The 22,670-nt window shown below is 67.6% G+C and carries 19 protein-coding genes; 16 read left to right on the top strand and 3 right to left on the bottom strand.

Annotated features, from left to right (window positions below; translation table 11 throughout):
* The first annotated feature begins 20 nt into the window (after window positions 1-20).
* From VGI12_07930 to VGI12_07990, 13 genes are all read left to right on the top strand, one after another.
* Window positions 21-800 carry an alpha/beta hydrolase gene (locus tag VGI12_07930; protein HEY2432588.1) on the top strand — a complete coding sequence of 260 codons (780 nt, stop codon included), beginning with the start codon at window positions 21-23 and terminating at the stop codon, window positions 798-800.
* Complete coding sequence (locus tag VGI12_07935; protein HEY2432589.1) at window positions 784-1,434, top strand: alpha/beta fold hydrolase; 651 nt, start codon at window positions 784-786, stop codon at window positions 1,432-1,434. Before VGI12_07930 ends, VGI12_07935 begins: the two co-directional genes overlap by 17 nt.
* On the top strand, window positions 1,431-2,594 hold the full coding sequence (locus tag VGI12_07940; GenBank protein ID HEY2432590.1) for an acetyl-CoA C-acyltransferase: 1,164 nt from the start codon (window positions 1,431-1,433) through the stop codon (window positions 2,592-2,594). The genes VGI12_07935 and VGI12_07940 overlap by 4 nt, the downstream gene beginning before the upstream one ends.
* 14 nt (window positions 2,595-2,608) lie before the next feature.
* Window positions 2,609-4,354, top strand: a complete 1,746-nt coding sequence (locus tag VGI12_07945; GenBank protein HEY2432591.1) for an acyl-CoA dehydrogenase family protein — start codon at window positions 2,609-2,611, stop codon at window positions 4,352-4,354.
* Window positions 4,355-4,528: 174 nt separating this feature from the next.
* The gene (locus tag VGI12_07950; GenBank protein ID HEY2432592.1) at window positions 4,529-7,678 is read left to right on the top strand and encodes an efflux RND transporter permease subunit; all 3,150 of its coding nucleotides are present in this window, start codon (window positions 4,529-4,531) and stop codon (window positions 7,676-7,678) included.
* Window positions 7,675-8,847, top strand: coding sequence for an efflux RND transporter periplasmic adaptor subunit (locus VGI12_07955; GenBank protein ID HEY2432593.1), 1,173 nt, complete (start codon window positions 7,675-7,677; stop codon window positions 8,845-8,847). The genes VGI12_07950 and VGI12_07955 overlap by 4 nt, the downstream gene beginning before the upstream one ends.
* A complete protein-coding gene (locus VGI12_07960) occupies window positions 8,844-10,280 on the top strand; it encodes an efflux transporter outer membrane subunit (protein ID HEY2432594.1) in 1,437 nt (478 codons plus the stop codon). Before VGI12_07955 ends, VGI12_07960 begins: the two co-directional genes overlap by 4 nt.
* On the top strand, window positions 10,277-10,885 hold the full coding sequence (locus VGI12_07965) for a DUF1684 domain-containing protein (GenBank protein HEY2432595.1): 609 nt from the start codon (window positions 10,277-10,279) through the stop codon (window positions 10,883-10,885). Before VGI12_07960 ends, VGI12_07965 begins: the two co-directional genes overlap by 4 nt.
* Window positions 10,886-11,169: 284 nt before the next feature.
* Window positions 11,170-11,829, top strand: a complete 660-nt coding sequence (locus VGI12_07970; protein ID HEY2432596.1) for an HAD family phosphatase — start codon at window positions 11,170-11,172, stop codon at window positions 11,827-11,829.
* Between the two features lie 75 nt (window positions 11,830-11,904).
* Window positions 11,905-12,825, top strand: a complete 921-nt coding sequence (locus VGI12_07975; GenBank protein ID HEY2432597.1) for a transglutaminase-like domain-containing protein — start codon at window positions 11,905-11,907, stop codon at window positions 12,823-12,825.
* A 232-nt stretch (window positions 12,826-13,057) separates the two neighbouring features.
* The gene (locus VGI12_07980) at window positions 13,058-16,111 is read left to right on the top strand and encodes a carboxypeptidase regulatory-like domain-containing protein (GenBank protein ID HEY2432598.1); all 3,054 of its coding nucleotides are present in this window, start codon (window positions 13,058-13,060) and stop codon (window positions 16,109-16,111) included.
* Between the two features lie 153 nt (window positions 16,112-16,264).
* Window positions 16,265-16,588, top strand: a complete 324-nt coding sequence (locus tag VGI12_07985; protein ID HEY2432599.1) for a PadR family transcriptional regulator — start codon at window positions 16,265-16,267, stop codon at window positions 16,586-16,588.
* 2 nt (window positions 16,589-16,590) lie between these two features.
* Window positions 16,591-17,691, top strand: coding sequence for a PspC domain-containing protein (locus VGI12_07990; protein ID HEY2432600.1), 1,101 nt, complete (start codon window positions 16,591-16,593; stop codon window positions 17,689-17,691).
* 181 nt (window positions 17,692-17,872) lie between these two features.
* Here the strand turns inward: VGI12_07990 and VGI12_07995 are convergent, their stop codons facing one another.
* The gene (locus VGI12_07995; GenBank protein HEY2432601.1) at window positions 17,873-19,240 is read right to left on the bottom strand and encodes a dipeptidase; all 1,368 of its coding nucleotides are present in this window, start codon (window positions 19,238-19,240) and stop codon (window positions 17,873-17,875) included.
* Window positions 19,241-19,477: 237 nt separating this feature from the next.
* Between VGI12_07995 and VGI12_08000 the strand changes: the two genes are divergently transcribed.
* Complete coding sequence (locus VGI12_08000) at window positions 19,478-19,846, top strand: four helix bundle protein (GenBank protein HEY2432602.1); 369 nt, start codon at window positions 19,478-19,480, stop codon at window positions 19,844-19,846.
* 127 nt (window positions 19,847-19,973) lie between these two features.
* Here VGI12_08000 and VGI12_08005 read toward each other — a convergent pair whose 3' ends face one another.
* Window positions 19,974-20,795, bottom strand: a complete 822-nt coding sequence (locus tag VGI12_08005) for a sulfurtransferase (protein HEY2432603.1) — start codon at window positions 20,793-20,795, stop codon at window positions 19,974-19,976.
* 90 nt (window positions 20,796-20,885) lie between these two features.
* Here VGI12_08005 and VGI12_08010 point away from each other — a divergent pair, with 90 nt between their 5' ends.
* On the top strand, window positions 20,886-21,491 hold the full coding sequence (locus VGI12_08010) for a hypothetical protein (GenBank protein HEY2432604.1): 606 nt from the start codon (window positions 20,886-20,888) through the stop codon (window positions 21,489-21,491).
* Between the two features lie 12 nt (window positions 21,492-21,503).
* Window positions 21,504-21,899 (top strand): transcriptional regulator, encoded by a 396-nt coding sequence (locus VGI12_08015; protein ID HEY2432605.1) that lies wholly within the window; start codon window positions 21,504-21,506, stop codon window positions 21,897-21,899.
* A 30-nt stretch (window positions 21,900-21,929) separates the two neighbouring features.
* Here the strand turns inward: VGI12_08015 and VGI12_08020 are convergent, their stop codons facing one another.
* Window positions 21,930-22,664 (bottom strand): MBL fold metallo-hydrolase, encoded by a 735-nt coding sequence (locus tag VGI12_08020; protein HEY2432606.1) that lies wholly within the window; start codon window positions 22,662-22,664, stop codon window positions 21,930-21,932.
* Between the last annotated feature and the right edge of the window lie 6 nt (window positions 22,665-22,670).

Below are 22,670 nucleotides of genomic sequence, written 5' to 3' on the forward strand. Positions count from 1 at the left end.
AGGCGCCGCAATCGAGGTACATGTTCGACAAGGGATCCGGGCCGGTGGTCGTCGTCGTCCAGCCGCTGCAGGGAAGATGGCAGTGGATGCGCCCGTTTCTCGAGGCGCTGGCCGAGCGGTGCCGCGTCGTCACCTACACGCTCGCCGGCGATTTCGGCGCCGATCGGGCGATCGATCCGGCGCAGGGATTCGATCTGTTCGTGCGGCAGCTCGAGGAGACGATGGCGGCGGCGGGCGTCGAGCGGGCGGCGCTCTGCGGCATCTCGTTTGGCGGCACCGTCGCGGTTCGTTATGCGGCGCGCCATCCCGAGCGCGTCACCCGCCTCGTCGTGGCCTCGTCACCGGGTCCGGGCTGGCGGGCGAACGCCGAACAGGCCCGATACGTGCGCCGTCCGTTGTCGACCCTGCCGCTCTTTCTCGCTGCGGCCTCCGAGCGGTTGTGGGCGGAACTGCGCGCGGCGTTTCCGCGCGCGCCAGACCGCGCCTGGTTCGTTGCGCGCGCCGCGCTGACGGCGCTGCGCTTTCCTGCGTGGCCGCCCGCGATGGCGGCGCGCGTGAGGCTGATGCAGTCGGTCGACCTCGCCGCCGACTGTGCGCGGATCACCGCCCCTACGCTGATCGTCACGGGCGATCCCGCGCTCGACCTCGTCGTGCCGGTCGCGTCGACGCGGCAGTATCTGGCCCACATTCGCGGCAGCCGGTACGAGATGATGGAGACGGCGGGACACTCCGGCTCGTTGACGCAGCCGGCACAGTTGGCCCGCATCGTAGGAACATTCGTCCATGCCGCCAGTTCATGATCTGACCGGGCCAGCCGGGCGCCTCGAGGCCCTGCTGGAGGAACCCTCGGGACCGCCGCGCGCCGCCGTGGTCTTCGCGCACCCACTGCCGACGCACGGTGGGACGATGCACACCAAGGCCGTGTATCAAGGCGCCAAGGGGCTGCTGCGCGCCGGGTGCGCCGTGCTGCGCTTCAACTTCCGCGGTGTCGGCCGCAGCGAAGGACAGTTCGACGAGGGTTCCGGCGAGAAAGGGGACTTCACCGCCGCGCTCGACTATCTGGCCAAGACGTACCCGGACCTGCCGCTATGGGCCGCCGGCTTCTCGTTCGGTTCCTGGATCGCGCTCGAAACCGGCGCCGTCGACGACCGCGTCAGGCTGCTCATCGGCATCGCCCCGCCGGTGACGAAAGACGGCTACGATTTCTCGAACACGCTGAAGAGCACCAAGCCGAAGTTCTTCGTGCAGGGGGAGGCCGACGACATCTGCCCGATCCAGGACATGTGGAAGTTCTACGGGCAGCTGCTCGAACCGAAAGAGATCGCCGTCATCGACGGCGCCGATCATCTCTTCGACGGCCACGCGACGGAAGTCGGCGAAGCACTGGAAGACCTGCTCGGCGATTTCGACGAGCGGACAAGCGGCCACGGGTGAGCCAGCCTGCAGCCTTCATCGTCGCGGCGGTGCGGACGCCGGCTGGCAAGGCCCCGAACGGCGCGTTGAAATGCGTCCGGCCCGACGAGCTCGCCGCGCTGGTGATCCGCGGCGCGCTGGAGCGCGTGCCGGCGATTGAGCCGGCGGAGATCGAGGATGTCATCCTCGGCTGCGCGATGCCGGAGGCGGAGCAGGGACTGAACGTCGCGCGGATCGCGAGCCTGCGCGCCGGCATTCCGGTCACGGCTTCCGCCGTGACGGTGAATCGCTTCTGCTCGTCCGGCCTGCAGGCGATCGCCTATGCGGCGGAGCGGATCATGGCCGGGGGCGCCGACGTGATCGTGGCGGGCGGCACCGAGTCGATGAGCCTGGTGCCGATGGGCGGCAACAAGATCGCGCCGAATCCCGCGCTCGTCGCGAGCTACCCCGACGTGTATCTCACGACGGGACTGGTGGCGGAGAACCACGTCGGCGATTACGGCATCACGCGCGAGGAACAGGATGCCTTCGCGTTGCGGAGCCATCAGCGCGCCGTCGCGGCGATCGACGCGGGACGATTCCTCGACGAGTTGGTCCCTGTCCCTCACCCGGCGGCCGGCGAGCCACGCCCCGCACTGCTCGCCGTCGACGAAGGGCCGCGCCGCGACACCTCGCTCGACGCACTCGCCCGGCTGAAACCCGCGTTCCACGCCAGGGGCAGCGTCACGGCCGGCAACTCGTCGCAAATGAGCGACGGCGCGGCCGCCGCCGTCGTCGTCAGCGGCCGGGTCGTCAGGGAGCGGGGGCTGACGCCGCTGGCGCGGTTCGCCGGCTACACGACGGCGGGCGTCGAGCCGGAACGCTTCGGCATCGGACCGGTACCCGCTGTGAAGGCGCTGCTGGCGCGAACCGGCCTGAGCCTGGCGCAGATCGATCTCGTCGAGCTGAACGAGGCGTTCGCCGCGCAGGCGATCGCCTGTCTGCGCGAGCTGCCGATCGATCCTGATCGCCTCAACGTCAACGGCGGCGCGATTGCGCTCGGCCATCCGCTCGGCTGCACCGGCGCGAAGCTCACGGCGACGATCCTCCACGAGATGCGCCGCCGCGGCGCGCGCTATGGCCTAGTGACGATGTGCGTCGGCGGGGGCATGGGCGCGGCAGGGCTCTTCGAGCGCGTGTAAGGATGGACCGGACCATGACAGCGACTTCCACCACACGCAGGGGCGGCAGCTGGCTGATCGAGGACGCGGCGGCCGGCACCGTGCTCACGCGCGAACGGCTGAACGACGAGCAGCGCCTCATCGGCCAGACGGCGGACGCGTTCGTCGACAACGAGGTCCTGCCGAAGATCGATCGGCTCGAGTCGAAGGACTGGACGCTGGCGCGCGAGCTGGTGCGGGGAGCCGCAGATCTCGGTCTGCTGGCCACCGACGTCCCCGACGCCTATGGCGGTCTCGAGCTCGACAAGGCCTCGTCCGTCGTCGTCGGCGAAGCGGTCGGCCGCTGTGCGTCGTTCGCCACGACATTCGGCGCGCAAACGGGGCTGACGATCACGCCGATCCTTTGTTTCGGCACCGAGGACCAGAAGCGGCGCTACCTTCCGAAGCTCGTGACCGGCGAGATCATCGGCGCATATGCGTTGAGCGAGTCGGGCTCCGGCTCCGACGCGCTCGGCGCCCGCGCCCGGGCCACGAAACAGCCCGACGGCAGCTACCTGCTCTCGGGCGAGAAGATGTGGATCACGAACGGCGGCTTCGCCGATCTGTTCATCGTCTTCGCCAAGGTGGACGGCGAGCACTTTACCGGCTTCATCGTCGAGCGCGCCTTTCCAGGCGTGACCGGCGGCAGGGAGGAGCACAAGCTCGGCCTGCTCGGCTCGTCGACGACGTCGCTGCTCCTGGAGGACGCGCGGGTGCCGGCGGAGAACCTGCTCGGCGAGGTCGGCAAAGGCCACAAAATCGCGTTCAACACGCTTAACTACGGACGGCTGAAGCTCGGCGCGATGTGCAGCGGCGGCGCGCGGCTCGCCATCGAGGAGGCGGCGCGTTACGCGGCCACGCGTAAACAGTTCGGCAAGCCGATCGCCTCATTCGGCGCGATCAGGCAGAAACTCGGCGACATGACGGCGCGGCAGTACGCGGTCGAAGCGATGCTCTACCGCACGGCCGGCATGATCGACGCCGCGCTCGCGGCGGACCATTCGCCCCCCCAGGTGCTCGCGGTGCTGGAGGAGTTCGCCGTCGAGGCCTCCATCCTCAAGGTCGCGGCGAGTGAGGCGATCGACTTCATCCTCGACGAGAACGTGCAAGTCCACGGCGGCAACGGCTTCGTTCGGGACTACCCGGCCGAGCGCCACTACCGCGACGCGCGGGTCAACCGCATCTTCGAGGGGACCAACGAGATCAACCGGCTCCTCATCCCCGGCATGCTCGCGCGCCGCGCCGCGAAAGGAGAGCTGCCGCTCATCCCGGCGGCCAAACGCCTGATGGACGAGGTGATGGCACCGCCGGCGCTCGACACCCCTTCGGGCGATCCGCTCGACGCCGAGCGCCGCAGCGTCACCGGCATGAAGAAGGTCGCGCTGATGGTGCTCGGCACGGCAATGGACACGTACCGCGAGAAGCTCGCCGACGAGCAGGAAGTGCTGCTCGCCGCCGCCGACATTCTGATCGATACCTACGCGTCGGAGAGTGCCGTCCTCAGGGCGGTGCAGGGGGACGGCCCGCTGCACGAGGCGGCCGCACGCATCTACGTAGCCGACGCGGCGTCGCGCGTTGAAGCGGCGGCGAAGACCGCGCTGGCGGCGATGGCGGACGGGGACGCCTTGCGGATCCGGCTGGCGGCGCTGCGGCGCCTGCTGAAACCGGCGCCGATCAATACTATCGTCCTGCGGCGCCTGCTGGCGGACGCGACGGTGGAACGGCGCAGCTATCTGTTCTGAGCAGCCCTAAAGGGCTGCGCTACGTATGCACGTGGGGCACATGGTCAACGGGGGGCACGAGGGGATGCGGCCACGTAGCGCAGCCCTTCAGGGCTGCACACGCTCCGCGCCCAGCTCAACCGCGCGTCATACAATTGCCATCTAATCCAAAAGTATAATGACCCGTTCTGAGCCATGTGGATCGTTCGTATAGCGCTGAATCGCCCTTACACGTTCGTCGTGATGGCGATCGCGATCCTCTTCGTCGGCCCGCTCGCCATCATGCGGACCCCGACCGACATCTTCCCCAACATCAACATCCCCGTCGTCACGGCGGTGTGGCAGTACAGCGGCATGTCGGCCGACGAGATGGCCAACCGGATCGTCTCCGGCTTCGAGCGGGGCCTGACGACGACGGTCAACGACATCGAGCACATCGAGTCGCAGACGCTGCGCGGCATCTCGGTCGTCAAGATCTTCTTTCAGCCGGGCACCAAGACGGAGGCGGCGGTCGCACAGATTACGTCGATCTCGCAGTCGGCGGTGCGCTCCGACCCGCCGGGGACGAACCCGCCGTTCATCATCACGTATAACGCGTCGAGCGTGCCGGTCCTGCAGCTCGGGCTCTCGGGCCAGGGCCTCTCCGAGCAGCAGCTCTACGACATCGGCGTCAACTATCTGCGCGTGCAGCTGGCGACGGTGCAGGGCGCGTCGATCCCGAACCCCTACGGCGGCAAGCAGGCGCAGGTTCAGATCGATCTCGATCCCGAGGCGCTCAAGTCGACGGGGCTGACGCCGGTCGACGTCGTCAACGCCGTCGCCAACCAGAACCTGATCCTGCCGGGCGGCACGTCGAAGATCGGCGGCACCGAGTACGACGTCCGCATGCACGGCAGCCCCGACACCGTCGAGGAGCTGAACGACCTGCCGGTGCGGACGGGGGACACGCCGATCTACATCCGCGACGTCGCCCACGTCCGCAACGGCTATCCGCCGCAGACCAACATCATCCGCGTCAACGGCCAGCGCGCGACGATGGTCTCGATCATGAAGACGGGCTCGGCCTCGACGCTCGACATCATCGACAACGTCAAGGCGCAGCTGCCGACGATCGCCGCCAGCCTGCCGCCGACGCTCGAGATCCGCAAGATGGCGGACCAGTCGGTGTTCGTGCGCGCCTCGATCCAGGGAGTCATCCGCGAGGCGGTCGTCGCCGCCGCCCTGACCGCGATCATGATCCTGGTCTTCCTCGGCAGCTGGCGCAGCACGATCATCATCGCGGTCTCGATTCCGCTGTCGATCCTGACGTCGATCATCGTGCTGAGCGCGCTCGGCGAGACGATCAACATCATGACGCTCGGCGGCCTGGCCCTCGCGGTCGGCATCCTGGTCGACGACGCGACGGTGGCGATCGAGAACATCAACACCCACCTCGAAGCCGGCAAGGAGCTGGAACCGTCGATTCTCGACGGCGCCCAGCAGATCGCGATCCCGGCGTTCGTGTCGACGCTGTGCATCTGCATCGTCTTCGTGCCGATGTTCTTCCTCACCGGCGTGGCGCGCTACCTGTTCGTGCCGATGGCGGAAGCGGTGGTCTTCGCGATGCTCGCCTCGTACGTGCTGTCGCGGACGCTGGTGCCGACGATGGCGAAGTACCTGCTCAAGGCGCACCAGGAGCACGGCCACGCCGTGTCGCGCAACCCGTTCGTGCGCGCGCAGCAGGCGCTCGACCACGGCTTCGTCTACCTGCGCGACGCCTACCGGCGGACACTCGCCGCCTGTCTGACACGGCGCGGCCTGTTCGCGGCGGCGTTCCTCGCGCTCTGCGGGCTGTCGTTCCTGCTGGTGCCGTGGGTCGGGCAGGACTTCTTCCCGGCCGTCGACAGCGGTCAGTTCAAGCTGCACCTCCGGGCGCCGACCGGCACCCGCATCGAGGAGACGGCGCTCCTCTGCGATCAGGTCGACGAGGCGATCCGCGATGTCGTCCCGAAGAAGCAGCTCGAGAGCCTGGTCGACAACGTCGGGCTGCCCTACAGCGGTCTCAACCTCTCATACTCGAACTCGGCGCCGATCGGCGCCGGCGACGCCGACATCATGGTGGCGCTCGCCGAGGATCACGAACCGACGGCGAAGTACATCCACGATCTCCGCGTCGAGCTCAACCGCCGCTTCCCCGGCGTCCAGTTCTCCTTCATCCCGTCCGACATCGTCAGCCAGATCCTCAGCTTCGGGCTGCCGGCGCCGATCGACGTGCAGGTGATCGGGCGCAACCAGGACGCCAACCGCAAATTCGCGGGCGATCTCGCGGCGAAGATGACGCGGGTGCCGGGGATCGTCGACCTGCGCGTCCACCAGGTCGCCAACGAACCGGCGCTCGAAGTGGACGTCGACCGCACGCAGGCGGCGCAGCTCGGGCTGACCCAGCGCGACGTCGCCAACAACCTGCTCGTCTCGCTGAGCGGCAGCGGCCAGACGTCGCCGACGTTCTGGCTGAATCCCACGAGCGGCATCAGCTACGCGATCAGTACGATGACGCCGCAGTACCGAATGGACTCGCTGAACGACCTGAACACGATTCCGATCACCGCCGGTGAAGGCATGCAGCCGCTGCTCGAGAGCGTGGCGACGGTCCATCGCGAAGCAGGCCCCGCCGTCGTCTCGCACTACAACGTGCAGCCGGTCATCGACATCTACGGCTCGGTGCAGGGACGCGACCTGGGCGGCGTCGCCAAGGACATCCAGCCGATTATCGACGCGGCGCAGAAGACGCTGCCGCGCGGATCGTCGATCGTCGTCCGCGGGACGATCGAGACGATGCGGACGTCGTTTCTCGGGCTGCTCGCCGGTCTGGCGCTCGCCATCGTGCTCGTCTACCTGCTGATCGTCGTGAACTTCCAGTCGTGGCTCGATCCGTTCATCATCATTTCCGCGCTGCCGGCGGCGCTCGCCGGCATCGTCTGGATGCTGTTCCTGTCACACACGACGCTGAGCGTGCCGGCGCTCACCGGAGCGATAATGTGCATGGGCGTGGCGACCGCAAACAGCATTCTCGTCGTGAGCTTCGCGAAGGACGAACTGGAGCGCGGGCAGTCGGCCTTCGACGCGGCGCTCGAGGCCGGCTTCGGCCGCTTCCGTCCGGTGTTGATGACGGCGCTCGCGATGATCATCGGCATGGTGCCGATGGCGCTCGGCTTCGGCGAAGGCGGCGAGCAGAACGCGCCGCTCGGCCGCGCCGTCATCGGCGGCCTGTCGCTGGCGACCGTCGCGACGCTGTTCTTCGTGCCGGCGGTGTTCGCGCTGCTGCACCGGCACACCCGCGTCGCGCGGACGGAGGTGGCGTCGTGAGCGCTGTCGCACCCGAGACCGCGCCGCGCCGCTCATCGCGCGGGGCGCTGATTGCCGTCGTCGTGATCGTCGCGGCTGCGGCGATGTCGGCGGCGTGGGGCATCAGCTCACGCGAGAAGGCGCTCACCGATCTCACCAAGGAGACGCACGACGCGGCGGTCGTCACCGTCGCGGTGACGCATCCGGCGAAAGGGTCGGCCGCCGAGGAGGTCACCCTGCCGGGCAACATCCAGGCGTTCACCGACGCGGCGATCTTCGCGCGGACCTCCGGCTACCTGAAGGCGCGCCACGCCGACATCGGGTCGCGCGTCAAGGCCGGGCAGATGCTCGCCGAAATCGACACGCCGGAAGTCGACCAGCAGCTGCTGCAGGCGCGCGCCGATCTCGCCAGCGCCCAGGCCAACGCCAAGCTCGCCAAGACGACCTCCGACCGCTACGAAGACCTGATGAAGAGCGACTCGGTGTCGCGGCAGGATCTCGACAACGCGCAGGGGAACTACGAAGCCAAGCAGGCGGCGGTGCTCTCGGCCGACGCCAACGTCAAGCGCCTCGAGGCGATGCAGAAGTTCCGCGTCGTCTACGCGCCGTTCGACGGCGTGATCACCGCGCGCAACATCGACATCGGCGCGCTCATTCCCGCCGGCTCCGGCGCCAAAGAGATGTTCCACATCGCCGCGGTCGGTCGGCTGCGGATCTTCATCAACGTGCCGCAGACCTATACCTCGGCGATCAAGATCGGCACCGAGGCCGAGATCGAGATCCAGAACATGCCGGGGCGCACCTTCACCGGCAAGACGGCGCGCACGGCGCAGTCGATCGACCCGAACTCGCGCACCCTGCTGACCGAGATCGATCTCGACAATCCGCGCGGCGAGATCCTGCCGGGTTCGTTCGCGCAGGTCCATCTCAAGCTGCCCACCGACGCGACGACGTTCCGCGTGCCGGTGAACACGATGATCTTCCGCTCGGAAGGGATGCGGCTGGCGGTCGTCAAGAACGGCGTCGTCTCGCTGGTGCCGGTGCAGATCGGCCGCGACTTCGGCACGACGATCGAGATCGTGTCGGGCCTCAAGGGCAGCGAGTCGATCGTCGTCAATCCGCCGGACTCGCTGGCCGACGGCCAGTCGGTCGCGGTGGCGGCGCCCGAGCCCAAGAAGCCGCAGCCGTGACTCCCCTTCGCGCCGCGTTCCCTCGGCGCTTCCGGGCACGAGGCCCCGCGCTGATCGTCGCCGTCGGCTGGCTGGTCACGGGCTGCACCGCAAAAACGCCGGAGCCGCCCAGGCTCGAGCCGCTGCCGGCGGCGTTCAAGGAGAACGCCGACTGGAAGGCCGCGAATCCGGCCGACCAGATCGCCCGCGGCGCGTGGTGGGAAGCCTTCCAGGATCCCCAGCTCGACGAGCTCGAAGCGAAGATCGACGTCTCCAACCAGACGCTGAAGGCGCAGCAGGCGCGCTTCGCGCAGGCGCGCGCCGCCGTGGCGATCGCGGGATCGGCGAAATACCCGCTCATCACCTCGACGCCGGCGATCACCGCCGGCACGCAGTCGGGGAACCGGCCGAACGCGACGGTCCACCTGAACACCAGCGACTTCATCCTGCCCGTCGACTTCTCCTACGAAGTCGACCTGTGGGGACGGGTACGGCAGAGCGTGGCGGCGGCGCGTGCCACCGCGCAGGCGAGCGCCGCCGACGTCGAGTTCGTCCGGCTCTCGCTGCACGCCGAGCTGGCGCTCGACTATTTCGAGCTGCGGTCGCTCGACGCCGAGCTGGCGCTCTTCAACGACTCGGTGGCGGCGTTCCAGCGCGCGCTCGATCTGACGCGCAACCGCTACACCGGCGGCATCGCCTCGGCCGCCGATGTCGCGCTGGCGGAGACGCAGCTCGAGACGACACGCGCCCAGGCGATCGACACCGCGGCACAGCGCGCCGCGCTCGAGCACGCGATCGCCGTGCTGATCGGCGTGCCGCCGGCGTCGTTCCAGCTGGCGGTGGCGCCGCTGACGCAGTCGCCGCCGGAAATTCCTCCCGGCATCCCGTCGAATCTGCTCGAGCGGCGCCCCGACATCGCCGCCGCCGAGCGGCGCGTCGCGGCCGCCAGCGCCAACGTCGGCGTGGCCAATGCGGCGTTCTTCCCCAGGCTCGCGCTGACCGCGTCGGCCGGCCTCGAGAGCCGATCGCTCCTCAGCTGGGTGTCGGGGCTCAGCACGTTCTGGTCGGCCGGGCCCGCGGCCGTCATCACGCTGTTCGACGCCAATCGGCGGCACGCCGTCAGCGACCAGGCGATGGCCGCGTTCGACGAGTCGGTCGCCGACTACCAGGACACGATCCTGCGGTCGCTGCAGGACGTGGAAGACAGCCTCGCCGCCTTGCGCGTGCTCCGCGACGAGGCCGGCGTCCAGGACGCGGCCGTGGCGGCGGCGCAGCGCTCGCTGACCCTGGCGACCAACCGCTATCGGGGCGGCGTCGCCACCTATCTCGAAGTGATCGCCGCGCAGAGCGCGACGCTCAACAACCAGCGGGCGGCGCTTTCGGTGCAGTCGCGGCGGATCACGACGAGCGTGCTGTTGATCAAGGCGCTCGGCGGAGGCTGGACCACGCCGTGACGCGCGCCGCCGTGGTGGCCGCGCTGGCGCTGTCGCTCACGGGCATGCTCGCCTGCTCGACCGAGCCGCCGCCCTATGCCAGCCAGATCGCCGGCTGGCACGCCGAGAAGGATCGCTTCATGCGCGAGTCGTCCGATTCGCCGGTGCCGGCCGACCGGCGCGAGGCCTTTCCGCCGCTCACCTACTTCCCGATCGATCCCGCATACCGCGTCCCGGCAATGCTGCACCCCGACGACGCGGGCAAGTCGATCGAGATGCTGACCTCGACGGGTCAACACCGGCAGATGCGGCGCGTCGGCACGCTCGCCTTTACGCTGAATGGCCACGCGCTCTCGCTGGGTGCGTTCGTCGAAGCCAACGAAGCCGACCTGCGGCGCCTGTTCGTGCCGTTCGGTGATCTCACCAACGGCCTCGAGACCTACAACGGCGGCCGCTACCTCGAGCTCGATCGTACGGCGACCGGCGTCTACGACCTGGACTTCAACCGCGCCTTTCACCCGTTCTGCCTCTACAACTCGTCTTACGACTGCCCGTATCCTCCGCCGGAGAGCCGCCTGAGGTTCCCGGTCCGGGCAGGTGAACGGCTGGGCACCGCCCGTCACTGAGACGTGACCCCGTGCAACTGAAGCACGTTCGTTGCGCGGGCCTTCAGGCCCGCCCGCCCGGCATCACCGTGGCAGACCTGAAGGTCTGCGCTACACGGTCTGCGCTACACGGTGAAATTCCGCAGGTGAACGGCTGGGAACCGCGCGTCACCGAGACGTGACCCCGTGCAACTGAAGCACGTTCGTAGCGCGGGCCTTCAGGCCCGCCCGGCATCACCGTGGCCGACCTGAAGGTCTGGGCTACACGGTGAAATCCGCTCTAAGCTTCGTGCGGAGCGTGAGCCGTGACGATTCAGGCGGTGGTGTTCGACTTCGACGGAGTGATCGCGGATTCCGAGCCGCTGCACCTCGACGCCTATCGCGCGTTGCTCGCGCCCCTCGGCATCGACCTCGACCAGGCGACCTACTGCGAGCGCTATCTCGGATACGACGACGAGGGGGCACTGCGGAAGATGGCCGAAGACTTCGGCCTGCGGCTCGACGGCGGGGAGATCGAGCGGCTCATCGTCGAGAAGGGCCGTGTGTTCGAGGGCCTGCTCGGCACGCGCGACGTGCTGTATCCGGAAGCCGCCGAGTGCGTGCGGCGGCTGGCCGCGGCATGGCCGGTCGGCGTGGCCTCGGGCGCGCTGCGCGCCGACATCGATCTGGTGCTGCGCGGCACCGGCCTCCAGCATTTCTTCCGATTCATCGTCGCCGCCGGCGATACCGCGCAGACGAAGCCGGCGCCGGATCCCTATCTGCGGGCCGCCGACCTGCACGCCGTCGCGCCGTCGGCCTGCGTGGCGATCGAAGACTCGCACTGGGGCCTCGAGTCGGCCCGCGCAGCCGGCATGCGCACCATCGCCGTCACCCACACCTACCCGCGCGAGTCGCTCACCGGCCACGCCGATCGGGTCGTCGACTCCCTGGCCGAGATCACGCGCGACCTCGTCGCGCAGTTGTAGCGGCGGGCGACGGGCTGCATGTCGGCTGCGCTGACGCCGATACACACAGCTGTGCGACCACGCTACAATCGGGCCGTGCCTCTTCCCCTTGCCGGGCGGCTGCCGCAGATCACCGAGGACCTGCTGCGCGCGCTCGACGAGCCGGGACAGTCATTGGCGCCCGCGGCGCTCGCGATCGCGCGCGTCGAATACCCGTCGCTCGACGCGGCGCCCTATCTGCAGCGGCTCGAACGGATGGGCGAGGCGGCCGAAGGGCGGCTGCAGCGCCAGGCGCAGGGAGGACTCGCCGCGCAGATCGCCACGCTCAACGCCTACCTCTTCGAGGAGCTCGGCTTCAGCGGCAACGCCGAGCGCTACGACGACCCGCGCAACAGCTTCCTCAATGAAGTGCTCGACCGGCGCCTCGGCATTCCGATCAGCCTGGCGGCCGTCTACCTCGAGATCGGCCGGCGCGGCGGCATGATGCTCGAAGGGGTCAATTTTCCCGGGCACTTCCTGGTGCGGGCGCCCGACACCGGCGAGGATCTGATCGTCGATCCGTTCCACGGCGGCGCGCTGCTCTCGGAAGTCGACTGCCGACTGCTGCTGCGCGAGTACGTCGGCGACGAGAGCGCGTTCGATCGCACGCTGCTGGCCACGGCCACGCGCCAGCACATCGTCGTGCGCATGCTGGTGAACCTGAAACGGCTCTACGTGCGGATGCAATCGTTCCCGCAGGCGCGGGCCGTCGCCGACCTGCTGCTCGCGGTGGATCCGTCGGCGCTCTCGGAGCTGCGCGACCGCGGGCTGCTGGCGTATCACATGGAGGATTTCGCATCGGCGCTGCGCGATCTCGAGGCGTATTTGCGGCTGATGCCCCGGCCGGAGTCGCCAATGGCTGAGCAGGACGAGGACGAAGACGTCAACGGGGACGGAGAGCAGCCATCCAGGTCCGAATCGGCGCAGATCTGGGAGCACGTGAAGACGCTCCGCAGACGCGTGGCGGGATTCAACTAGACCCCCTCGATTGGATGTCAGATCCAACCCCTTGAATACAGAGCGGACACAGTTCGGTTGCGTGACAATTCTGCGACAGTGGCGATCTCTGGAAGTGTCTTCGCTGCAATCACTTAAGCACTAGTCCCACCGCTCGTCCCGCGCCGCGAACACCGTCCGCGCGTGGCACCCGTCCTGCTATTTCCCTCCCCGTTACCTTCGGATCGTTCCTTTTCGTGGAGGCCAGAAAAAGATGAAAGTGCGTTTCACCGCCCTGTTGGCGGCGCTTGCGCTCGTGCTCAGCGCAGCGTCGGCCCGGGCCCAGTCGCAGACTGGCGAGATCTTCGGCAAGGTCACCGACACGTCCGGCGCCGTGCTGCCGGGCGCGACCGTGACGTTGACCAGCCCGTCGCTCCTGCAGCCGCAGACCGCGACCACGAGCGAGACCGGGAGCTTCCAGTTCCCGCGGCTCGAAGTCGGCGCTTACACGGTGAAGTTCGAGCTGACCGGCTTCAAGACCGTCATCAAGGAAGGCATCGCGGTGACGATTGGCTTCAGCGCCAACGTCAGCACGCAGCTCGGCGTCTCGGCGGTCCAGGAGACCGTGACGGTGACGGGCGAGAGCCCGATCATCGACACCAAGCAGACCGGCACCAAGCAGACCTTCACGCTCGACCAGCTGCAGAGCATTCCCTCGGCGCGCGATCCGTGGGTCATCCTGCAGCAGACGGCCGGCATCGCCATGGACCGCGAGAACATCGGCGGCAACATGTCGGGCCAGCAGTCCAACTTCGTGTCGCGCGGCGGCAACCCGACCAACACCAAGTGGTCGCTCGACGGCGTCGACATCACCGACATGGCCGCGACGGGCGCCTCGCCGACCTATTACGACTTCGACGCGTTCCAGGAAATGACCGTCAACACCGGCGGCGTCGACGTGACGCAGCAGACCGGCGGCGTCGGCGTCAACCTGGTGACCAAGAGCGGCACCGACAAGTTCAAGGGTTCGGCGCGCATCTTCAACACGAACGACGCCTTCGAGTCGAACAACATCACCGACGCGATGCGGCAGAACGGCGCCAGCTCGGGGAACCCGATCCAGAACATCAACGACTACGGCTTCGAGATGGGCGGCCCGATCAAGCGCGGCAAGGCGTGGGTCTGGGGCAGCTACGGCAAGCAGGACGTCAAGGTCGGGGTCATCAACTTCTACCAGCCGACGGCCGCCTGCCAGCAGATCAAGGCCGACCAGGGCGGCAACCCGCTGGCGCACCCGATCGACGACGTCAACAACTGTCTCAACACCGATCAGACGACCATCGGCACGACGAACCTGAAGGGCGAAGTCCAGCTGTTCAACGGCAACAAGCTCTCGCTCTACAACCTGTTCTCGCTGAAAGAGCGCAACGCGCGCAACGCCAGCGACACGACGCCGCCCGAGTCGACGGTGCGTCAGACCGAGGTCAACACCACCTACGGCTTCAAGAACTACTGGGACGTCGGTCCGAATCCGACCTACAAGTTCGGCGACCAGTGGGTGGTCAGCGATCGGCTGCTGCTCGACGTGCAGTACGCGCACGTCGGCAACAACTTCATCCTCGACTACCACGATCCGTCGCTCGCCGACGTGCAGCCGCTGCTCATCATCAGCACGAGCACCAACGGCCGTTCGACGCCCGACAATGCGCAGTCGGTGAACATCCGGCCGACCAACCAGATCACGTTCAACGCGAACTACTTCGCCCCGGGGAAGATCCTCGGCGATCATGCGTTCCGGGTCGGCGCCTACTACAAGAACGCGCTGTCGTACGGCTCGACGCACACGCCGGGCAACGCGGTGGCGCGCTTCCCGACCGCGGCCGCGTCGGTCGACGCGAACGACTGCTCGACGGTTGCCGACGGCTGCCAGCTGCAGCTGACGCGTGACGGCCAGACCTCCTACACGCTGACCAACAACGCGGTCTACGGGCAGGACACGATCACGCACGGCCGCGCCACCTATCAGCTCGGGCTGCGCTACGACTACAACCACGATGTCGCCAACGCGTCGAGCGTCGTCGCCAACCCGCTGTTTCCGCAGTGGCTGCCGGGCGTCGCCTTCGCGGGCGTCGATCCGGGCGTCGCGTTCAATACCTTCTCGCCGCGCCTCGGCCTCACCTACGACCTCAAGGGAAACGGCCAGAGCATCATCAAGGCGAACTATGCCGTCTACTACGGCCAGGTCGGCACCGGCGCGGTCGCTGGTCAGATCAACCCGGTGAGCCGCGTCAGCGCCCGCTATCGCTGGATCGACTTCAACCATGACAAGTTCGTCCAGGCCAACGAAGTCGTCAATGCGGCCGGCGGCGCGGCGGCGCCCACCGACACGCTGGTGACGCCGACCGGCAACTGGGATCCGAACAATCCAACCGTGGTCACGACGCAGAACACGGTCGATTCCAATCTGCAGGATGACCGCACGCGCGAGTTCATCGTCGGCGTCGATCACCAGATTGGCAAGGGCTTCGCGGCGGGTGTGAGCTACATCTGGCGCAAGTACGACGACTTCAGCTGGTCGCCGGCCAACGGCATTCCGACTGACGGTTCCGCCTACTCGGCGGCCACCTTCACGCCGGATCCGGCCACCTGCCCCTCGGGCGCCCGCTGCCCGGCGGTGACCTACTACACGCCGAACGTCATCGTCGGCTCAATCACCACGCTGACGAACCAGAACCTGTGGCGCGACTTCAACGGCGTCGAGGCGAGCGCGCAGAAGCGGATGTCGAATCACTGGATGATGAACACCAGCTTCACCTACAACAGCGCGGTGCAGCACTACGGCACGACCGACGCGTTCCAGGATCCGACCAACATCGCCAATCGCGACGGGTTCCAGTACGACTACGCAAGCGCCGGCAGCGGCCTCGGCAACGTGTTCGTGAACACCCGCTGGCTGTTCAAGATGAGCGGCATGTATCAGGCGCCCTTGGGCATCAACCTGTCGGCGTTCTACAACGCGCGCCAGGGCTATCCGTATGAGACCACCGTGCTGACGCCGAACCGCCCGAACAACGGCGGCCAGGTCAACGTCCTGCTGGATCCGGTCGGCGAGAACCGTCTGCCGAACTTCCAGAACGTCGACATCCACGTCGAACGGCCGGTCAAGTTCATGACGTCGCACCTGGTGCCGTCGATGGACCTCTTCAACCTGGGGAACTTCAACACCGTCCAGGCACAGCGGCCTTCGCAGAACGCAACGACGGCGAATCAGATCAGCGCCGTCGTCGCGCCTCGCGTGATCCGCTTCGGAATCCGGGTGAGCTGGTAGACCACTAGTTCGTTCGGGAGGGGAGGCCGGGCTCTCGCAAGAGGGCCCGGCTTTTTTTGTGTACGGAAGGATAGAAGGAGGCGAAGGAACGGAACTTTTGAGTGTGGCTTGTCGTCTTGCTACCTTGTTATGGCAAGGTAGCTGTTCACGGCAATGGGCGCCAACGAGAAGTTCGCTGCGCTCCGGAAGGGGCTCCTCGAGTTCCTCATCCTGAAGATTGTCTCGGCGGACAAGGTCTATGTCGCCGACATGCTGACGCGGCTGGCCGCTACGGACTTCGCCACGCAGGAGGGAACGCTCTATCCGCTCCTCAGCCGGATGCGCCGCGACGGGCTGCTCGACTACGAGTGGCAGGAATCCGATGCCGGACCGCCACGCAAGTACTACCGGCTGACCCCTGCCGGCCGCGCGCAGCTCGCCGAGCTGAACGACTACTGGAAGTACATCAACACCACGCTCAACCAGATGGGACGCTAGCCATGCAGAAAGTGGTCGCCATCAACCTGAACGGCCGCGCCTATCACGTCGAGGAACCGGGCTACGACGCGCTCGTGGCCTACCTCGATCGCGCCGGCGCGCGGCTCGCCGACAATCCGGATCGCGCCGAGATCCTCGCCGACCTCGAACAGGCCATCGCCGACAAGTGCGAACGCCTGCTCGGCCCGCACAAGACGGTGGTTGGATCGGCCGAGATCGATCGCATCCTGACCGAAATGGGACCGGTCGACGCCGGCGCGAGCGACACGGCGGCGGCGGGCGACGCCGCGGCGGCCGGAGAGAAGGCGGCCGGCGCCGGGGGCGCCACCCGCCGGCTTTATCAGATCCGCGAGGGCGCAATGATTAGCGGCCTCTGCACGGGACTCGCCGCCTACCTGGACATCGACGTCACGTTCGTCCGCGTCGCCTTCGTGGCGCTGGCGGTCCTGACCAGAGGCGCGTGGCTGCTCGTCTACGGCGTGCTGATGTTCGTCATTCCCTACGCCGAGACCTCAGAGGAGCGCGCCGCGGCGCGCGGCCGTCCGTTCACGGCGCAGGCGCTGATCGATCAGACGAAGCGCAACTACGCGAATTTCAGGAACCACAAGGACTGGAAACGCCACTGGTGGCGCCAGCAGCGCGAGTGGAAGCGGCGCTGGCTCTACACGACGGCGCCGCACACCTGGAGCGCCGGATCGAGCTACGCCTCGCAGGTGTGGTCGACAGCGACGGCGCCGGTCTTCGGCCTGATCAGCGCCGCGATGGGGCTGATGCTGGTCTTCGCGCTGTTTTCGCTCGCGACGACCCAGAGCGTGCTTGGCGTGCCGCTCCCGACCGGTGTTCCCCTCTGGGCCGGTTTCGTGATCGTGATCGGCATCTACCAGGTGATCGCGATGCCGTTCATCGCCGCGCACCGGACCGCCTCACGCCCGGGACCGCCAGGACTGCTGCTCTGGATGTCGCCGGTGTCGAACCTGCTGTGGATGGGCGCAATCGGCTACAGCCTGTGGTACGGCTACCACCACGTTCCCGCCGTGCACGACGCCATCGACGCCGTCATCACCACGCTGCGCCACACGGCGGCGGAGATGCCGGAGAAGTGAGCGCGCCGAGGGCGGACCTGAAGGTCCGCGCTACACCCCCTGAGAGCGACACGGCAGGCCGGACCTCGAGGTCCGGCGCACGCAGATGTAGGCCGGACCTTCGGGTCCGGCACTAGCAGATGTCGGCCAGGCCTTCAGGTCGGCGCACGTAGATGTAGGCCGGACCTTCAGGTCCGGCGCGCTAACTCCTCGCGATCTCGTCGTAGAGAAAGGCCGACGCGATGATGCCGCCGTGGAAATTCCCCAGGTCCAGTTTTTCGTTGGGGGCGTGCGCGTTCTCGTCGGGCAAGCCGACGCCGAAGAGCACTGACGGCAGCCCGAGGATCTCCTGGAACGTCGCGACGACAGGGATCGAGCCGCCTTCGCGGTTGAAAACGGGATCCTGGCCGAAACCCTGCTTGATGGCGCGGCCGGCGGCCTGCACGAACTTGTTGTCGAACTCGGTCATCCACGGCTTGCCGCCGTGCATGCGCGTCACCTTCACCTCGACGGTCTTCGGCGCCGCCTTCTTCACGTAGTCTTCGAAGAGCTGCGCGATCGTGTCCGGATCCTGGTTCGGCACCAGACGCATGCTGACCTTGGCCATCGCCACCGCCGGGATGACAGTCTTGGCGCCTTCGCCGGTGAAACCCGAAAGGATGCCGTTGACCTCGAAGGTCGGCCGCGCCCAGACGCGCTCCAGCGTCGAGTAGCCGGTTTCGCCCCACAGCTTGGGCGCGCCCAGCTCACGAGCGTAGCGCTTCTCGTTGAAGGGCAGCTTCTTCCATTGCTCGCGCTCGGCGTCGGTCAACTCGCGCACGGCGTCATAGAAGCCAGGGATCTTGATATGGCCGCCCCGATCCTTCATCTGCGCCAGCAGGTTGGCGAGCACGAACGCGGGATTGGCGACGGCGCCGCCGAACGATCCCGAGTGCAGATCCGACTTGGTGCCGCGCAGATCGATCTGGAAGTAGACGAGCCCGCGCAGGCCGTAGCAGATCGACGGGATGCCGCGGTCGAACATCGGCGAGTCGGAGATGACGACGACGTCGGCCGCGAGTTCGTCGCGGTGATCCTTGACGAAGTTGTCGAGATTGGCGGAGCCGACCTCTTCTTCCCCTTCGAGGATCACCTTGATGTTGCACGGCAGCCGGCCGTTCTGCTTCAGGTGGGCCTCGATGGCCTTGAAGTGCATGAACACCTGGCCCTTGTCATCGGCGGCGCCGCGCGCATAGATTTCGCCGTCGCGCACCGTCGCCTCGAAGGGCGGCGACTCCCACAGATTCAACGGATCGACCGGCTGCACGTCGTAGTGGCCGTAGAACAGGATCGTCGGCGCCCCAGGCGCGTTCAGCCAGTCGCCGTAGACGACGGGAAAGCCGGGCGTCTCGACCAGCCGCACGTTCTCCATGCCGATGCGGCGCATCTCGTCGGCCGTCCACGCGGCGCAGCGTTTGACGTCGCCGGCGTGCTCGGGCAGCGCGCTGATACTCGGGATCGCGAGATAGGCCTTGAGTTCGTCGACGTACTTGTCGCGATTCGTGTTGATGAAATCGATGACTGCATTCATGTCGGTGCCAAAGGTGCTAAGGGTGCCGGGGGTGCTAGGGTGCTGGTGCTAAGGGTGCTGAAGGGTGCGCAGGGTGCGCAGGGTGCGCAGGGTGCGCAGGGTGCGAAGGGTGCGAAGGGTGCGAAGGGTGCCGTGCGCAGAAACTGCGACGTTTTCGGGACACTCTTCTCACCGCCTCATTTTGCCTCGTAAATCGACGCCAGATCAACGGCACGGATCTCGCCATGAGCAGAGACCATGCCGAGATCGCACGAAGATCTGATTTGCTGGCGACTGGCCGACGAGTTGCGGCAGATGATCATCCATCACACCGAGTCCGCACCGGCCTCGAAGGACTTCCGGTTTACGAGCAACCTGCGCGACGCCGTCTCGTCGGCGTGCCGCAATCAGGCGGAAGGCTTCTACAAGTTCAGGCACAAGGAACAGAAGCCCTACTTCAAGACCGCCCGCGCCTCGCTCGGCGAGACCAAAGACTGTATCCGCGACGGCAAGCAACGCGGCTATTTCTCTCCCGAGGTCGCCGAGCAGATGACCAACCTCTGCGGCCGAGCCATGATCGCCAACCTGCGATGGCTCAAGACACTGGATCGCCCCGACCCCGACTAGCCAAGAGCACCCTTGGCCCCAGCACCTTTGGCGCCAGCACCTTTAGCACCCTTAGCACCCTAGCACCAGCACCCTTAGCACCTTTGGCGCCCTTAGCACCCTTAGCACTGTCGCCCGTCCCCGCGCGTCATCCTTTCTCGATCGGCAACTCCTCCCTGTCCCCCCATTCCTTCCACGACCCGGTGTAATTGCGCACCCTCGGGTACCCGAGCAGGCGCAGCGCGAGATACGCATGCGCGGCGCGGTACCCGCCCTGGCAGTACGCGACGATCTCCTTGTCGGGCGTGACCCCCGCCTGCTCGTAGAGCGCGCGCAGTTCCGCCGCCGGCTTGAACGACCCGTCGGAGGCGAGATTGCGTTTCCACTCGACGTGGGCGGCGCCGGGAATCCGGCCGCCGCGTTTCGCGCGGACCAGCGTGCCGTGATACTCCTCGTCGCTGCGGGTGTCGAGGATCACCGCGTCGGCGCTGCCGAGCCGCGCCTGGACGTCGCGCCAGGTGGCCAGCGTCTCGGCTCGCGGCGCGCCGCTCCAGGCGCTCAGCGCCGGCGCCGCCGCCTCACGCGTGACCGGCAGCCCCGCCGACACCCACGCCCCAAACCCTCCGTCGAGCACCTGCACCTGCGCGTGGCCGAAGTACTCGAGGAACCAGAACGCGCGCGCGGCCCGCATTCCCGACTGATGATCGTAGACGACGACCGGAGTCGCCGCGTCGACCCCACGCAGGTTGAGCAGATGGTCGATGATCCACATGAACGCCTTCAACGGCGCCGGATCGGTGTCGACGAGCGAGAGCCCCCAGAGATCGAGGTGCACCGCGCCGGGCAGGTGGCCGGCGGCAAAGTCCTCGGCCGGACGCAGATCGAGGACGAGCCGTTTGGGCGGAGCGGCCAGCGCCGCCGACAGCGCGGCCGGAGTGGTCAGCAACTGGGCGTTCGGGTAGGTCTCCATCGCTGCCAGCCTACACCGGACGCGCCGTCCCGGCGCGGCGCGGGCGCGTCTCGTCTTGACGGCTCCGTCTTTACACGGCAAAGTAGATCCATGGACACCGCGCGCGCCCTGGACCAGATCGCCGAGATCCATCGCCAGATGGCGAAGGGCGAGGTCTACCGCGGCTATCGGTCGCTGCCGGTCGCCTCGTCGGGCGCGATCGGCCTTGCCGCCGCCTGGCTGCAGCCGGAAGGCCTGCACCGCGATCCGCTCGGGTTCATGCTGTACTGGACGACGATCGCCGTCGCGGCGGCGTTCGTCGGCACCTGCGAAATCGTCTACAACTACGTCGTTCACGAAGAGGCGAGCGGACGGCGACAGACCCGTCGCGTGATCGGTCAGTTCCTGCCGAGCCTCGCCGCCGGCGTGGCGATCACGATCTGCCTCCCCTCAGGACACGGGGGACTGACGCCGCTGCTGCCCGGGCTGTGGGCGATCTGTTTCGGCACCGGGGTGAGCGCCTGCCGTCCGTACCTGCCGCGCGCCAGCGGCTGGATCGCGTTGTTCTATCTCGTCTCGGGAAGCGCGCTGCTGTGGAAGGCGCCAGGGCCGGACGCGTTGAGCGGCTGGGCGGTCGGCGGCACCTTCGGCGCCGGCCAGCTGCTGTCGGCAGCCGTGCTCTGGTGGAACCTCGAACGATCCCACGATCTGCCGTGAGACCCAAAAACCATGCCCCGTAAACATCCGCACCGCGACGAACCTGGCCGATACGCCTACGAGGGGCTCGATCGTGTCCTGCACGAAAAAGCCCGCCTCGGGATCATGACGACGCTCGTGACGCGTCCCGAAGGGGTGGTGTTCAACGAGCTGAAACGGCTCTGCGCGCTCACCGACGGCAACCTGAGCCGGCACATCGACGTGCTGCAGGAGGCCGGACTTCTGGAAGCCTGGCGCGGCGCCGAAGGTGGACGGCCGCAGACGCTGTATCGCATGACACCCGACGGCCGGGCCCGCTTCGTGGCCTATCTCGAGGAACTCGAACAGGTGGTTCGCGACGCGCTGCCCAAAGCGGCGCGCAAGCTGGAACGGGCGCCGGATCTGCCGCCGGGCTACCAGCCGGCCTGAGGACAGTCGGCGGTGGCGGGCGTCAACAGATCACCCGGTCTCCTGCCTTCTCCCTTCTGCTCCCAGCTTCACCAGATGGGCGCGGACGCTCTCGGCCGCAGCGTCGGCGAGCGATTCGGGCAATGCCGGATACACGCGGCGTACGATATCCGGCACCGTGCGGGCGCCGTCGAGGATCGCCTTGAGAATCTGCTGCTCACGCTGCTCGCGGTGCGCGAGGTAGGCATCGATCAGCGCGATCGGATCCTCGACGATCGGTCCGTGGCCGGGCAGCAGGCGGCGCGGTGCCAGATCGCGCACCCTGCGAAGCGACTCGAGATATGCGCGCAGGTTGCCCCCCTTGCTCGCAGGAATCACGATCGAGCCGTCGCGACGCACCAGGTCGCCGCAGAAGAGATCGCCCGAGGCGCGATCGAAGAAGCACAGGTGATCCGGCGAGTGTCCGGGGGTCGGAACGATCTCCAGCTCGCCATCGCCGGCAGGCACCGGGGCGGTGCCTGATTCGACCACGAGCAGCGCTTTCCAGCGATCCTTGAGCGCCGGCAGACCACTGACGTGATCCGGATGCCAGTGGGTGATGAGCACGCGGGCGAGCGGCGCGCCATCGAGCGCGGCTGCCACCGCCGCGACGTGTTCCGGCCGGCCGGTGCCCGCGTCGACGAGCGCCGGTTCGCGTCCGCGGATCAGCCACGTGTTGTTGCCGGTCGGCCCGGTCCACTCCGACGGATTGCCGGCCGGGACGAGCACCGCGCGCGAATCACCCATCGGAGC

The sequence above is a fragment of the Vicinamibacterales bacterium genome (assembly GCA_036496585.1).
GTDB lineage: Bacteria > Acidobacteriota > Vicinamibacteria > Vicinamibacterales > 2-12-FULL-66-21 > JAICSD01.